General features: G+C 38.6%; 10 protein-coding genes. 7 read left to right on the top strand and 3 right to left on the bottom strand.

Annotation, left to right across the window (positions count from 1 at the left end; translation table 11 throughout):
• Positions 1 to 16: 16 nt before the first annotated feature.
• Genes AB3I27_RS12305 through AB3I27_RS12315 form a run of 3 tightly spaced genes read left to right on the top strand, consistent with a single transcriptional unit; the run spans position 17 to position 3,796 of the window.
• Positions 17 to 631 (top strand): YesL family protein, encoded by a 615-nt coding sequence (locus AB3I27_RS12305; protein ID WP_002314457.1) that lies wholly within the window; start codon positions 17 to 19, stop codon positions 629 to 631.
• Positions 624 to 2,348: a sensor histidine kinase gene (locus tag AB3I27_RS12310; protein ID WP_002314458.1), complete on the top strand. Its 1,725-nt coding sequence runs from the start codon at positions 624 to 626 to the stop codon at positions 2,346 to 2,348. The genes AB3I27_RS12305 and AB3I27_RS12310 overlap by 8 nt, the downstream gene beginning before the upstream one ends.
• Before the next feature lie 2 nt (positions 2,349 to 2,350).
• Positions 2,351 to 3,796, top strand: a complete 1,446-nt coding sequence (locus AB3I27_RS12315) for a response regulator (RefSeq protein WP_368023013.1) — start codon at positions 2,351 to 2,353, stop codon at positions 3,794 to 3,796.
• Between the two features lie 140 nt (positions 3,797 to 3,936).
• On the opposite strand, the gene AB3I27_RS12320 is transcribed toward AB3I27_RS12315, so the two are convergent.
• Together AB3I27_RS12320 and AB3I27_RS12325 are read right to left on the bottom strand one after the other, a co-directional pair.
• Positions 3,937 to 6,090: a GH92 family glycosyl hydrolase gene (locus AB3I27_RS12320; protein ID WP_104760370.1), complete on the bottom strand. Its 2,154-nt coding sequence runs from the start codon at positions 6,088 to 6,090 to the stop codon at positions 3,937 to 3,939.
• Between the two features lies 1 nt (position 6,091).
• Positions 6,092 to 7,138 (bottom strand): substrate-binding domain-containing protein, encoded by a 1,047-nt coding sequence (locus AB3I27_RS12325; protein WP_325908126.1) that lies wholly within the window; start codon positions 7,136 to 7,138, stop codon positions 6,092 to 6,094.
• 149 nt (positions 7,139 to 7,287) lie between these two features.
• Between AB3I27_RS12325 and AB3I27_RS12330 the strand changes: the two genes are divergently transcribed.
• The 3 genes from AB3I27_RS12330 to AB3I27_RS12340 are packed head-to-tail and all read left to right on the top strand — an operon-like array spanning position 7,288 to position 12,135.
• Positions 7,288 to 8,577, top strand: coding sequence for a glycoside hydrolase family 125 protein (locus tag AB3I27_RS12330; protein WP_002310838.1), 1,290 nt, complete (start codon positions 7,288 to 7,290; stop codon positions 8,575 to 8,577).
• Positions 8,578 to 8,589: 12 nt separating this feature from the next.
• Positions 8,590 to 11,277, top strand: a complete 2,688-nt coding sequence (locus AB3I27_RS12335; protein WP_002348181.1) for an alpha-mannosidase — start codon at positions 8,590 to 8,592, stop codon at positions 11,275 to 11,277.
• Positions 11,278 to 12,135, top strand: coding sequence for an ROK family protein (locus AB3I27_RS12340; protein ID WP_002310840.1), 858 nt, complete (start codon positions 11,278 to 11,280; stop codon positions 12,133 to 12,135).
• A gap of 66 nt (positions 12,136 to 12,201) precedes the next feature.
• On the opposite strand, the gene AB3I27_RS12345 is transcribed toward AB3I27_RS12340, so the two are convergent.
• Positions 12,202 to 13,059, bottom strand: a complete 858-nt coding sequence (locus AB3I27_RS12345; protein WP_002310841.1) for an RluA family pseudouridine synthase — start codon at positions 13,057 to 13,059, stop codon at positions 12,202 to 12,204.
• Positions 13,060 to 13,269: 210 nt separating this feature from the next.
• Here AB3I27_RS12345 and AB3I27_RS12350 point away from each other — a divergent pair, with 210 nt between their 5' ends.
• On the top strand, positions 13,270 to 15,441 hold the full coding sequence (locus tag AB3I27_RS12350; RefSeq protein ID WP_002310843.1) for a PBP1A family penicillin-binding protein: 2,172 nt from the start codon (positions 13,270 to 13,272) through the stop codon (positions 15,439 to 15,441).
• Positions 15,442 to 15,454 lie beyond the last annotated feature (13 nt).

The raw sequence follows: 15,454 nt of genomic DNA on the forward strand, positions 1-15,454 counted from the left end.
GTTTGGAGGAGAAGATATGTTAGGGAAGGTTTTGGAAGAGTTGTTTATCCGAATCTGGGTCGTTATAAAACTAACCTTATATTTCTGGATATACACGTTTGTCGGCGGAATCATCTTTGGATTAGGTACGGCATGGAAAACAGTCAATGAGTTATTTTATTTATATGGATTCGAGTATAAAGAAATCACGTTAAAAAGAGGCTGGAATATATATAAAAGAAATTTTTTAAGAGGAAATCTGCTATTTGGTTTATTTTTATCTAGTACTGCTTTATTGAGCTACAATCTATATCTATCTGTTCAAATCAAAGGACTCATTTTTTTAGCTATTGATTTTATTTTGCTTTTTGCCTTATTTTGTCTATTTGCTACTTATCAATACAGTATGATTTTAGACAGTGAATATACGATCTCTGTTCCTAATCTACTAAAGCTGAGTTTTATTTCGGTTTTTTCCAGCTTTTCGTCTTTTCTAAAAACAATTATTGGTAGCGGTATAATTATAGCTGTGACTTGGCAATTCAAAGGATTGATCTTATTTGGTGTCATTGGTCTTTTGACGGTTTGGAATGGTACGACGACGAAACAGTGGCGTGAAGAGTTAGATAAACAGTTGGAAAGTTATGAATAGGATCCGGATTCTATTTTCAAAAGGAACGTTACTGAATCGGCTGTTGCGGAAATATGCGGTTATCATGATTGGTGTAACGATGACTGCTACTATTATTTTTAGTGTCCATACGTGGAATCAAAACCAAAAGCAGGCAGAAAACATGACAAGTGATGCCGTTCAAAGTACAAGCAGAATGCTGAATGACAAAACAACTTTGAGTAGGATCATTAAAAACCAACTCGTCGGTGATTCCGAAAAAATCGAAAATGTCACTACCTACTTAACAAAACCCATAGATCAGTATTTGATGTATGTATATGAGCAGCAAAACAGTACCGACGAATTAGTTTCTTTCCCAAATCAAATCAAAGATCTTTATATAAATTATGAAGAACTAAGTGCGGTATATATCGTACTGAATCAGCTACCGGAGTATTATGAATCCTCTAGAGAAAACAAAGGCGGAGAAGTAAAAGCAGGAACGCCAAAATTACTAGACGCCTTTTATATCAAGTTGCCTATCACACAAGGAGGAGCTGAGTCAGGCAGTATTTTTATCGGTTTCCAAAAGAAAGAGCTAGATACGATTTTAGAGAATCTAACGTCATTCAATGGACTCTCTTTATACATGATTTCTGGCACGACAAATCGCTTGTATACGTTCCATGATAATAAAATAGCTAAAGAAACGTTTGGAAGACAAGAAACGATTATCTCAGAGAGTCTTCAGAAAAATTCACAATTGCCAATTGCTAATCTGAGAAAAAATAATTTTATCCAACATCAAGAACTGTCGGATGATTACCGAATATTAGCTGTATTAGATAAAAAAAGCGTAAAAATCGAAACGGGAAAAAACCTTGCCCCGCTGATTGTCGGTATCATTGTTTTAGACAGTATATTGCTTATCTTTCTTTATAAAACATTCAAACGATATTCACAGCAAATATCCATCGTCATGCAGGCAATGGAGCAAACAGCAGCAGGGAATTTAGAAACCCGGATTGATACAACAAAAACGGAATATGAACTAAAGGAACTTTCAATCGGTATCAACGAAATGTTGGATAGCATCAATCAATTTGTCGAAGACATCTACAAACTAGAAATCAAACAGCAAGATGCACATATGCGGGCGCTTCAAGCACAGATCAATCCGCATTTTTTATACAATACATTAGAATATATCCGAATGTATGCAATCAGCGAAGGAAGCGAAGAATTAGCAGATGTTGTATATGCTTTTTCTGCCTTGCTCCGAAACAACACAAATCAAGAGAAGACGATCACTTTGAAAGAAGAACTGGACTTTTGCGAAAAATATGTCTATTTATATCAAATGCGTTATCCTAATCGAGTGGCCTATCATTTTATGATCGATCCTGATTTGGAAAAGATCGAAGTACCTAAATTTGTGATTCAACCATTAGTTGAAAATTATTTTAAACATGGTATTGATTTTACTCGATTTGATAATGCCCTAAGTGTCAAAGTCTTACAGGAAGACAAGCGGGTAAGAATCATCGTCAAAGATAATGGAAGAGGGATGACTGAAAAACGGCTAAAACAGGTGGAAGAAAAACTGTCTCATCCCAAAGTGGAACTTCACGAATCAATCGGTCTGCAAAACGTGAATGAACGTTTACGTGCCAACTTCGGCAGCAGTTATTACATGTCGCTTGAGAATAATGAGACAGGTGGACTGACTGTTTCTATTACATTCAAGGAGGGGTGAACATGTACCAGGTGTTATTGGTAGATGATGAATACATGATTTTGAATGGGTTAAAAAAGATAATTGATTGGAAAAGTTTAGGGTTCCAAATAGTAGCAACAGCGGAGAATGCCAAAGAAGGACTATCTGTCCTTGAGCAACAGCGGATTGATCTAGTGGTAACGGATGTGACGATGCCAGAAATAAACGGACTGGAATTTATTGAAGCGGCTCAAAAAGAACATCATAATTTTGAATTTATGATTTTGTCCGGGTACCAAGAATTTGATTATTTGAAAGAAGTCATGCAATTAGGCGCAGTGAATTATTTGATGAAACCCGTGAATAAGTTCGAATTGATTGAAAGCCTCAAGAAAATCAAAACACGGTTAGACCAGCAAAATGAACAAAAAAATCAGCAAGAAATCTATCAGGAACTATTATTCAGTCAATGGTTGAATGAAGAGTTAGATGAAGCAAGTGAAGAAGAAATAATAGGACAAATCAGTGAGAAACAGCATAGAATAGTATTGATCCAATTATCAAGAATTCATGATCCTCTTATCAATACATGGTTGAAAGAACACCAGCAAATCTTTTATTATCAAAGAAATTATGGAGACCGTATATTGATTACGCTGTTGTTGGAGGCAGATGAAGTTGATAGATTTTGCTGTTTTGTCCAAGAAAACATCCCTGATCAGGAATGGCTGATCAGTATCGGGGAAGAGACAGATTCATTGGACAAGATCCCTGAAACATTTCAACAAGCGAAAGACAATCTACAATTACATCAATTTTATGGAGATAAAGACGAGCATGTTTTTTACGCAATACAAGCAACAATAAAAGAGCAAACCATCGATTTTTCAAGTTTCAGACGTGTGTTGCAAAATAAACGATTAGATGATGCCCAAAAAATGATCACTGATTTTTTCGAGCAATTTCAGTTAGCAGCCATGATGCCGGAAGACATCCGGTACTCCAGCTTTTTACTGTTTATGGAGATTCAACGGGAATTGATTGATCTAGAAGATGAGGAATATTTACAAGGAATCGAAAAAATTCATCAGGCAAAAACGGTGCAAGAACTCCATCAGCTTCTTCTGTCGTTCGTCCAAAAGCACCAGAGACAGAAAAAATACAGTGGCAATGTAGAAAAAGTAATCGAAATCCTGCATCAGCATTATCAAGAACCACTTACACTCAAAGAAGTGTCAGAAAGTTTGCATTTAAATGTCATGTATTTAGGGCAGTTGTTCAAAAAAGAAACGAAAAAAAGTTTTTCAGCTTATTTGAACCATTTGCGTATGGAAAAAGCAAAGCAGCTGCTTTTGCACAGTAATCAAAACGTCAATGAAATAGCAAGTGAGATTGGCTACAACAATACCACGTATTTCTCTAAATTATTCAAGAAGATTGTCGGCAGATCCCCTAAGGAGTATCGGGAAAAAAGAGGAGAATCCTAAAAAAAGAAGCGTATGGAATGAATCAATGTTCAAAAGTTTGCATCTGCGGTAATAAGCCCAACCAAACGAAAATAGGAGGAGCTATTTTTGTTTGGCTGTTCTTATTACTTGATGCAGGACAGCTTTTTCACAACCTTTTGTTAGTTATCGTTTGATAAAGAAAAAGGCAAATCTTTTGATCGATACTTCTTAGGATGAGGGACGATACCTAATTGGTAAAAAATCTTGCCGCCTTTCAGCAAATCTTGATGGGTAAAATATAATTTCGTATATTCTTTGTCCATCCGATTGATTTTATGGATAAATTGCTGTTGCGGCCGATTAGGAGTGGCTTCAATCGTCAATTCCTTTCCATTTGACAAAAGCACAACAGCCTTGTCCATTAAAGGCATACCGATAACATATTCACCGGTTCCTGGTGTGACAGGATAGAATCCCAGACTATTGAAGATATACCAAGCAGCCATACTTCCGTTGTCCTCATCTCCAGGGTAACCCGTTGAAGAATCGTTGAAAGTTTGAGTCATCAATTGTTTAAGCAATGGCTGTGCCATTTCGGGTTGTCCAATATAGCTGAACAAGTATGGGTAATGAAAACTTGGCTGATTGGAGATAGCTAACTGCCCAAATTCTATCGCAGCCATCTCGCTCATTTCATGAATCTCAAAACCATATCCTCCTGTTTCAAATGTCGGAGATTGATTGCACAAATCAATGAGTTTTTCTTTGAATCTCTCACTGCCGCCATATTTTTCGATCAACCCTGCAAAATCATGATAAACAGCAAAGCTGCTTTGCCAAGCACTGCCTTCTGCATAATCTTGTCCCCAACGATGAGCAGAAAATGGTTCTCTGAATTTGCCATTTTTATCTTTGGAACGCATCCATCCTGTCTCATAGTCAAAAATATTTTGATAGTTCAATGATCGTTGCTGATATTTTTTCACCGTTTCGTCCTCTGCTAGTACTTTGGCAACTTGACTAATACAAAAGTCGCTGTAAGCATAGTCTAGCGTATGATTGACCGATTCATGGTAGTGATTAGGAACATAGCCGTATGTCAAGTAATCCTCTGTCCCTTGTCGTCCATAATTTGGATGATTACTTTGAACTGTAGCGCCTTTCTTCATTGCTGTTAGAAATTCCTGCATCAAGTCTGGCCGAATATCTTTTACAGCAGCATCTGCAATGACTGCATCAATTAATGTCCCAGGCATTAGTCCACGTTCGTCAGGAGACAGCCATTTTGGCAAATAGCCACTTTCTCTATAGCTGTTCAAAAAACCTTCCAGCATTTCTTCGTACTTTTCTACAGCAATCAAAGAATAAAGAGGATAAACCGTTTTATACGTATCCCAAAACCCATTATTTGTATAGAGAACACCAGGTTTCACAGATCGACTAGTCGTATCATAGTGGATTTTTTGCCCACTAGGATCCATTTCATAAAATGTCTGCGGAAATAAAAACACTCGATAGAAGTTATGATAAAACGTCCGCAATTGTTGTTGATCATGGTGTGTGAGCTGTATACGATCAAAATAGGATTGCCATTGTTTCTGGCTGTTAGCAAGGTAAGTCTCTTTGCTTTGGTTTTGTTCTAGTTCCAGGTTATAAGCTGCTTGTTCCGAGCTGATAAAAGATGTCCCGAATCGGATGATTTGTTTTTTTGTCTGTTCAAAATGCAACGGGATCGAATCGCTATTTTTGTTGGAAACAGCTAACTCATCAATTGTTAAAGGATATTCAAATCTCAATATAAAATAAAAAGAAAAATCAGGATCTTCTGAACCAGCAAAATGTGTGATTTTTCCTTCCACTGTGTAAGGATCTATAACAAAGAGCTGATGACGTCCCGGAAAGGATAAAAGTAAACCGCTATCATTTCTGCTGTAATCAATAGATAAGATTCCGCCATACATACTGGGTATCAATGTAGAGCGGATGCCATAACGCAATTGACGGATCGACAGATGAGTCGGACAAAATATACTTTCTTCTGGGCGGTAAGAACTTTGAGCATGAAAAAGGGTATTTTCCTGTAATTTACCATTGATTGGCGTGAGCAGCATATGACTAAAATCGCCCATCCAAGGACTTGGTTGGTGGGTAAGTCGATAACCTTGAAAAACACGATCCTCAGGATGAAACCACCAGCTGCCGTTTTGATCGGTCGTTTGCGGTGCAAAATAATTCATCCCAAAAGGAACGCCAGTGTAAGGCTGGCAGTTCCCGTTAGAGAAATTTGGCTGATTAGCTGTGCCATGTCTAGTATCTATTTGACCGATATTCATTTTATTTCTCCTTTGTTGATTGTCTTTTGATAAATGAAACTGGAAATTTGCTGTCGGAAGGACGTTCGTTTGTCTCTAACCAAGTGATCAAAGCCTCTCCAGCAAGCTTGCCTAACTGTTCAAAATCTTGTGCAATGGTTGTCAGCGGTGGATCAACAAGAGCGGCTGCTTGGATATCATCAAATCCGATGATTGAAAAATCTTCAGGAACATGATAATCATGCTGTCTCAAGAAATTCATCGTCTGGATAGCAACAACATCGTTTTCGCAAACAAAAGCGGTCACTTCATACTTAGTGATATAAGAAAGCAATTCATCGAATGTCGCGCTTTTGTCATCCAGCGAAGTGTGGAAAGCCAAACCAGCTTTGTCTAATGCTTCAAGGTAACCAAGGTAACGCTGACGTACGGATTGTGGATGAGTCTGTGCACCAAATAAATAAGCGATTTTTGAATGTCCCTGTTCGATCAAATGAGAAGTAGCGAGCACACCACCTTGGAAGTTGTCGGAAAGCACGGTAGGAAAAGGCAATTCATAGATTTTTTTATCCAATATGATAACAGGGAATTCCTTTAATGAAAGCTCAAAAAGCAAGTCAAGATGCTGTTCTGTATCAAAGGCATAATAAATCAATCCATCAAATTCATGGATGAGTTCTTTTGCCGTTTTATTTTGTAAAAAATCATGTGTCGTCATCATGACATCCATATGTTTATCCTGCATCACAGGATTCAATCCCTTGGTAAAATCACCAACAGACAAATCAGCGACATATGGAAGAAGAAACAGAATCCGCCGTGTTTTTGTAGGTGAAGGAAGCATCTGCTCCGGAGAAGCTGATTTAACAAAACTGCCTTTCCCACGAACGCGATAAATCAGCCCTAATTGCTCTAATTCAGTCAATGCACGTTTTGAAGTGATTCTGCTTACTTTATAAGTATGGGAAAGTTCCTTTTCAGTTGGTAGTTGGCTATCTACAGGTAATTCACCAGTTAAAATAGCCATTTGCAAATCATTAAATATTGTCTGGTACAATGGTTGATTCATATAAACACCTCTTAATGATATATCATATTTAAATAATACCATAATAGATGAAAAAGTAAATAAAAATTTATTTTTTTGAAAGCGTAGACATAAAATGACACAAGAGGTATAATCTTTAAAGATATATCAAATGAAAAGAGGAAATTTATATGGTTTATAAGGATATACCAAAGTCAGTACAAAAATTTATGAATGATATCACACAAAAATGCGGGAAAAACCATGCGGACTGGGCAACGAATTTTACAGCAGCATTTGCCAACACATTATTGACAACAGTCAAAAAGCAAAATGACGGTACTACTTTTTTATTGACAGGAGACATTCCTGCAATGTGGTTGCGAGATTCTACTGCACAAGTTCGTCCTTATTTAGTGATTGCAAAAGAAGATGAGGAACTAGCTGACATGATTAGTGGGTTGGTCAAAAAGCAATTTTTTTATATCAACATCGATCCATATGCGAATGCCTTCAATGAAGAAGCGAACGGTGCGGGACACCAAACAGATCACACAAAAATGAACGATTGGATCTGGGAAAGAAAATATGAAATTGATTCTTTATGCTACCCGATACAGTTGGCCTATCTTCTTTATAAAAATACAGGAAAAACGGACCAATTCAACCCAACTTTTATTGAAGGGATCAAAAAAATCTTAGGCGTGTTCGAAACAGAGCAGGATCATGAACACTCTCCTTATACATTTATACGAGATACGACAAGAAAAGAAGATACGCTGATCAATGACGGACGAGGAGCCAAAACAACTTTTACAGGTATGACATGGTCTGGGTTCCGTCCTAGCGATGATGCTTGCCGTTACGGATATCTGGTACCATCCAATATGTTTGCGGTGGTCGTGTTAGGTTATGTGGAAGAAATTTTCCAAACGATACTCGATGATAAAGAAATTGTACAGAAAGCACAAATATTGAAGAAAGAGATTCAAGAAGGTATCCAAAATCACGGACGGACGGTTAATCAAAAAGGGCAAACGATTTATGCATACGAAGTAGATGGAATGGGGCACGCGACGGTCATGGATGACAGCAATGTGCCCAATTTGATCGCGGCACCTTATTTGGGTTACTGTTCGGAAAAAGAGGAAGATTATCTTCAAACAAGAAGAACATTGTTGAGTAAAGAGAATCCATATTTTTATGAAGGAAAGTATGCAAAAGGAATTGGTTCTTCCCATACGCCAAAAGAGTATGTTTGGCCAATTGCACTAGCTATGGAAGGAATGACAACACCAGATAAATCTGAAAAAGAACGGCTATTGAATTTGCTTGTAGCAACTGATGCAGGAACACATCTTATGCACGAAGGATTTGATGTGAACAATCCTGAAAATTATACAAGAGAATGGTTTTCTTGGGCAAACATGATGTTTTGCGAATTAGTCATGGATTACTTTGATATTCGAGTAGAAAAATAGGAGGTACTGTAAATGAAAAAGAAAGTATATATCATTTCTCATAGTCACTGGGATCGTGAATGGTATATGGCTTACGAACAGCATCACATGCGGTTGATTGAATTGATAGACGATTTATTAGAGCTATTTGAAGTTGATCCGTCCTTCAACAGTTTTCATTTGGATGGGCAAACGATTATTTTAGATGACTATCTTCAAGTAAGACCAGAAAAAAGACAGGCGCTCCAACAAGCAATCAATGAAGGAAAATTGAGAATCGGACCATTTTATATCTTGCAAGATGATTTTCTGATCAGTTCGGAATCAAACGTGAGAAATATGCTGATTGGCATGGAAGAAAGCCGTAAATGGGGAACCCCCGTCATGTTAGGTTATTTTCCTGATACATTTGGAAATATGGGACAGACGCCTCAATTAATGAAACAAGCTGGTATTTCAGCAGCGGCGTTTGGCCGTGGGGTAAAACCAATTGGCTTTGACAATCAAGTTCTGGAAGCAGAAAACTATTCTTCTCAATACTCAGAGATGTGGTGGAAAGGACCTGATCAAACAGAAATTTTTGGTCTGTTATTTGCCAATTGGTATAGCAATGGGAACGAGATTCCCGTAGAAAAAGAAGCTGCTCGTGTCTTTTGGAAGCAGAAATTAGCAGATGCAGAACAATATGCATCTACTGATCATCTATTAATGATGAATGGTGTTGATCATCAACCAGTACAAAAAGATATATCAAAAGCAATTCATCTCGCAAATGAGCTGTTTCCAGATTACGAGTTCATCCATTCTAATTTTACTGACTATCTGGAAGCAGTTCGACAAGAGTTGCCAGAAGACTTAGGTTCAGTAGAAGGAGAATTGACAAGTCAAGAAACGGATGGCTGGTATACTTTAGCCAATACAGCATCTGCTCGCGTTTATTTGAAACAATGGAATACCAAGGTCCAACGGCAGCTAGAAAACATCACAGAACCACTTGCGACGATGGCTTACGAAGTTACAGGGATTTATCCCCACGATCAATTAGATTATGCTTGGAAGACATTAATGCAAAATCATCCTCATGACAGTATTTGCGGTTGTTCAGTCGATTCTGTCCATCGGGAAATGATTCCTCGTTTTGAAAAAGCAGATGAAGTCGGAAAGTATCTTGCACAAGATTCTTTAGAACAACTGGCCACAGCAATCGATACAACTGGATTTCCAAAAGACAGCTTTCCATTTGTCGTTGTAAATACTGCAGGAATGGATAAAACTGGCGAAGCAGAAATAACCATCGAATTAGAAAGAAAAAGATTCGCTGAGGGAATACCGGAACATCTGTATCAAGAGTTAGAACAGTTGCCTAGACGGAAGTATCACGTAGAAACAAAAAGCGGGGCCACTATACCAGCTATTTTATCTGAAGAAACTGTACAATTTGGTTATGATTTGCCGAAAGATCGTTTCCGTGTGCCATATATGGCAAGGACAATCAAGGTAACTTTACCAATAAAAAACATGCCAGCTTTTTCTTGGGAAACATTCGCGCTTGTAGAAGGGGAAGCGAAAGCAGAAGAAAAGGAAACAATGATCCGTCAGAGTGGACGAATCGTCGAAAACGCCCACCTGCGTTTGACGATTAAAAAAAACGGTACCATTACAATGGAAGATCGTAAAAACAAACGAAAATGGAATAACCTGCATATTTTTGAAGATATCGGTGATATAGGAAACGAGTATATCTTTAAGCAACCTGTCTATGATCAACCAATCCTATCCAGTAATCAAGAGGACTCTGAAGTAAAAGTATTAGTAGATACACCAGAAATAGCAAAAATAAGTATTCTACAGGAAATGGAGATCCCAGTTTCTGCAGACGAGCGTTTAGAGAAAGAACAACGGATGGTTGTAGAATTTCGTTATCGAAAAGCAGAACGATCTAAAGAAAAACGGATCCTTCAAATAGAAACGATCATGACAGTCAGAAAAGATAGTAAAAAAATCGACTTTGAAACGACTCTTGACAATCAAATGAAAGATCATCGATTGCGTATCTTGTTTCCTACAAAGTTACATGTGGAACATCACGAAGCAGATAGTATTTTTGAAGTAGTAAAGCGCCCAAACCATGTATCTAGGAGCTGGGAAAATCCCACGAATCCGCAACATCAGCAAGCATTTGTCAATATTCATGATGAACAGAACGGTGTAACAGTTGGTAACTTTGGTTTGAATGAATACGAAGTAACAGCAGATGGACAAATCGCGGTGACGCTACTTCGCTGTGTGGGAGAACTAGGAGATTGGGGGTATTTTCCAACACCAGAAGCACAGTGTTTAGGTAAGCATCAGTTCAATTACAGCGTTGAACTACATGGACCAGAAGAAACATTCTCTACTTATTTGCATGCATACGCGGCACAGATTCCTTTTTCCACTCAACAAATCAAACATCATGAAGGAACATTGGCATCAAAACAACAATATTTAACGATAAAAAGTGAAACGTTTGCAATTACAGCTTTGAAACGGAGTAAGTTTAGTGATAAAGTAGTAGTGAGAGGTTTCAATATGTCTAGTCATTTAGAAAAATTAGAAATAACTAAAGACAATCGAAAAACGGTCATATTGAATCTGCTTGAAGAACCAACGCAGCAATCGGTTGTCCCGATAATCCAACCTTATGAAATTCGGACAATCGGATTCGAGGAGGAAAACTAAATGTATGGCGGAATAGAAGCAGGCGGAACAAAATTTGTGTGTGCGGTTTCAGAAGATGGAGAGATTTTGGAAAAAACAAGTATTCCTACCACAACACCAGAAGAAACATTGGATCAAGTATTTGAATTTTTTGATCGTTATGAACTGAATGGAATCGGGATTGGCTCATTCGGCCCGATTGGTATCGACCAAACAAAAGATAATTACGGATACGTTTTGGCAACTCCCAAAAAAGGATGGGCACAATTTGATTTTCTCGGCACAATCAGGAAACGCTACAATGTTCCTGTTGCTTGGACGACGGATGTCAATGCGGCTGCATACGGGGAGCTGAAGCAAGGGGCGGCACAAGGAAAAAATAGTTGTATTTACCTTACCGTGGGAACAGGAATCGGTGCAGGCGTTGTGATCAATGAGGAAATTTTTTCAGGAATCGCACATCCTGAAATGGGACATATTTGGGTAAAACGCCATCCAGATGATCAATATGAAGGCACTTGTCCTTATCATAAAGACTGTTTAGAAGGATTAGCAGCAGGTCCGTCTATTGAGGCACGTATAGGAATCAAAGGGCAAGATCTGCCACAAGATCATCCGATTTGGGATATTCAAGCTTTCTATATTGCTCAAGCACTGATCAACTATACGTTGACGTTAGCACCTGAAAAGATTATTTTAGGCGGCGGGGTAATGAATCAGGATCATCTCCTTCAAAAAATTCGTCAGCAATTTGTTGAATTGATGGGTGGCTACATGGAAACACCTCAAGTAAGTGAATATATCGTTCGTTGGGGACTGCCGAATGAAAGTGGGATTATCGGTAGTTTGCTGTTAGCAGAACACGAACATCAAAAGTAAGCAGACAAGTTACACAAAAAGAACGTAGTCTTATCAGCAGATAATGATAGGACTACGTTCTTCTTTCTATTTCCACAATCCGGGTAAAGCTTTACCAACTATTTTTTCTTGAGTAAATGGATGAATCATGTGCAGTTCTAATGCATGGAGCATCAGTCGTTCAGCTGGTCTATTTTGGTAAAGAGGGTCTCCGACGATTGGATGCCCTATATGAGCTAAGTGAACTCTGATCTGGTGCGTACGACCGGTTTCCAAAACACAATACACTTGTGTTTTTCCAGAAAGTACTTTGTCGACAGTGACATGTGTCAAGGCGTTCTGACCATTTTTATCATCTACGACCCGTTTTCTCCGATCATGGCGATCGCGTCCGATTTTATTGGTAATAGTCCTATCTTTGGCGATTTTCCCCCATACGATGGCTTGATATCTCCGATAGATCATTTTTTGTTCCAACATTCTTCCAAGTATCGGCAAGACAAATGGGTTTTTTGCAAATAAAACAGCGCCGCTTGTTTCTTTGTCCAAACGGTGGACAACATAAGGTCGTTGTTTTTTCGTATCGAGATAAGCAGCTAAGTGATTGAGCAAGGTACTGTTTTCTGTTGGTTCGTTTGGATGAGTCTTCATTCCTGCAGGCTTATCCACTATAATCAAATGTTCATCTTCATATAAAACACGGATGTGCTTCGCATCTCCTAATTGGACTTCTTGATAATTATAATCTGTTTCTTCGAATAACAATGTGATCTGGTCATTGCCTTTTACTTCATGATGGAACAAAGCAGGTTGTTGATTGATCCAAACGTTTTTACGTATACGCAAAAAGTGCCGAACCTTTCTAGGAACTAACCATTCCTTTTCAAGCAAGTCGCGAATCGTTGTTTCAGGGTGGTTCATAGGTAAAGTAATCGTGATTTTCACAAGTGTACTCCTTTCGGTAAAATTGCAGACTAATTGTACCATTTTTAAAACATATTTAAGAAAAAACTTACATTTTTCTGTTCATTCTTATGTTACTCTACTTGCACTAGCGAAAAAAAACAAATCGAACTACAACTTAAGCAGGAAGAAAACACTCTTTCATTATGGTAAAATAAGACGATTGAATTGAATAGACAGGAGAAGAAGCGAATGGATTTTCAAAGCATTTTAGGAAAGATAAAAGCTGCTTTGATCAGTTTTTGGCGATGGATCAGACCATATCTCGGACAATTCCATCGATGGCGAAAGCGCATTTGGAAAAAATATCATGTGAACAAATTGATTTTGCTGATTGGTTTGATCTGTGTCTTAGTGACAAGTATCTACCTTTTTATTTTAGCCAAACAAGCAAATGTCGAAACGTTAAAATCTGGATTAAGCCAATCGACAGTCATTTATGACAAGAAAAATGAAGAAGCTGGCACACTGTACGCCCAAAAAGGGACATACGTAGAATTAAACGCGATTTCTCCCTATATCCAAGATGCGGTGATCTCGACAGAAGATAGGAATTTTTACGAACATCACGGATTTGATATCAAAGGAATCGCCCGTGCGGCTGTTCGGATGGTTTTGTCTGGCGGAACATCAGGGGGCGGAGGAAGTACGATCACTCAGCAGCTTGCCAAAAATGCTTATCTGACATTAGATCAAACATTTGATCGAAAAGCGAAGGAATTATTTTTGGCAATCGAGATCGAAAAGAAGTACAGCAAAGAAGAAATCTTGACCATGTATCTTAACAATGCCTATTTTGGCAACGGGGTATGGGGTGTCCAAGACGCTTCCAGAAAGTATTTTGGAGTAGATGCAACGAATGTTACGCTATCTGAGGCTGCTACTTTGGCAGGAATGCTGAAAGGTCCTGGTATTTATAATCCGATTGATCACCCAGCAAATGCGAATGATCGGAAAAACACAGTATTAAGCGTAATGGAAGAAAACGGAAAAATCACAAAAGAACAAGAACAAGCAGAAAGCCAGACAGACATCAGTGCTTATCTTCATGACACATACGACAATTCAGATTCTGGTTATCGTTATCCTTATTATTTTGATGCAGTGATCGATGAAGCAGTTAACGAGTATGGTCTTGATGAAGAAGATGTCATGAATAAAGGCTATAAAATCTATACAGCTTTAGATCAGGATTACCAAAAGCAATTAGAAGCTACTTATCAAAATAATGCATTATTCCCAGCAAATGCTTCAGATGGTGCCATGGTCCAATCTGCTTCAGTAGCTTTAGATCCGAATACAGGCGGTGTACAAGCATTAGTAGGACGAAGAGGAGATCATGTCTTTAGAGGATTCAGCTTTGCTACACAGATGCGCCGTTCTCCAGGATCAACGATCAAACCATTAAGCGTGTATACACCAGCGTTGGAAGCTGGCTACAAGCCTTCTAGTGTCTTGAAAGATGAACCGCAAAGTTATTACGATGCGCATAATTTTGACGGGACATACCAAGGAGAAGTACCGATGTATCAGGCTGTTGCACAAAGTTTGAACTTGCCTGCTGTATGGCTTTTGCATGAGATCGGTTTACAAAAAGGATATGATAAAGCAGAAGAATTCGGCCTGCCTTTAGCAAAATCTGATAAGTATTATGGCTTAGCTCTTGGCGGATTAGAAAAAGGAGTATCTCCAATGATCATGGCGGGTGCTTACAGTGCATTTGCCAATGAAGGTCAGATGTATACGCCGCATCTCATCACGAAAATCGTTGATTCAACTGGAGCGGTGATCATCGATAATACAAACAAAAAGCCAAAACAGGTCATATCAAAGGAAACAGCCGATGAAATGACTAGCATGCTTCTTGGTACATTCTCAAATGGGACAGCAGCTGCTGCGAATCCTGCAGGTTATACGATAGCAGGGAAAACAGGAACCACAGAAACTAATTTCGATGCCACGAAAGCAAATGACCAATGGATGATTGGGTATACGCCAGACGTAGTGATTTCGACATGGATGGGGTATGAAGAATCCAGCAAGCTGCATTATTTGGAAGGGACAAGTGGAAATGTTGTCGGGAAAGTCTTCAAATCAGCGGCAGAAGGTATCCTTCCTTATACTTCCAAAACAGGATTTAGTGTAGCGGATGCCTATGCCACAGGAGGGCAAGTGGTAGCAGCAGATCAAGTTGGAAACACAGGTAATTCTAATGGAGAGTCTGGAAATTGGCAAGATAACTTGAATCAATACGGTGAACAAGCAAAAGAAGGATTGAAGAATTTCGGCGATATGGTAAAAGAAGGCGTTCAGGGAATTGGTGAAGCGGCTAAAGACCTCTGGCGGAAATATCAAGGAGAGTAGACCCTTTGAAAAC

This window comes from Enterococcus sp. C46 (assembly GCF_040887565.1).
Classification (GTDB): domain Bacteria; phylum Bacillota; class Bacilli; order Lactobacillales; family Enterococcaceae; genus Enterococcus_B; species Enterococcus_B lactis.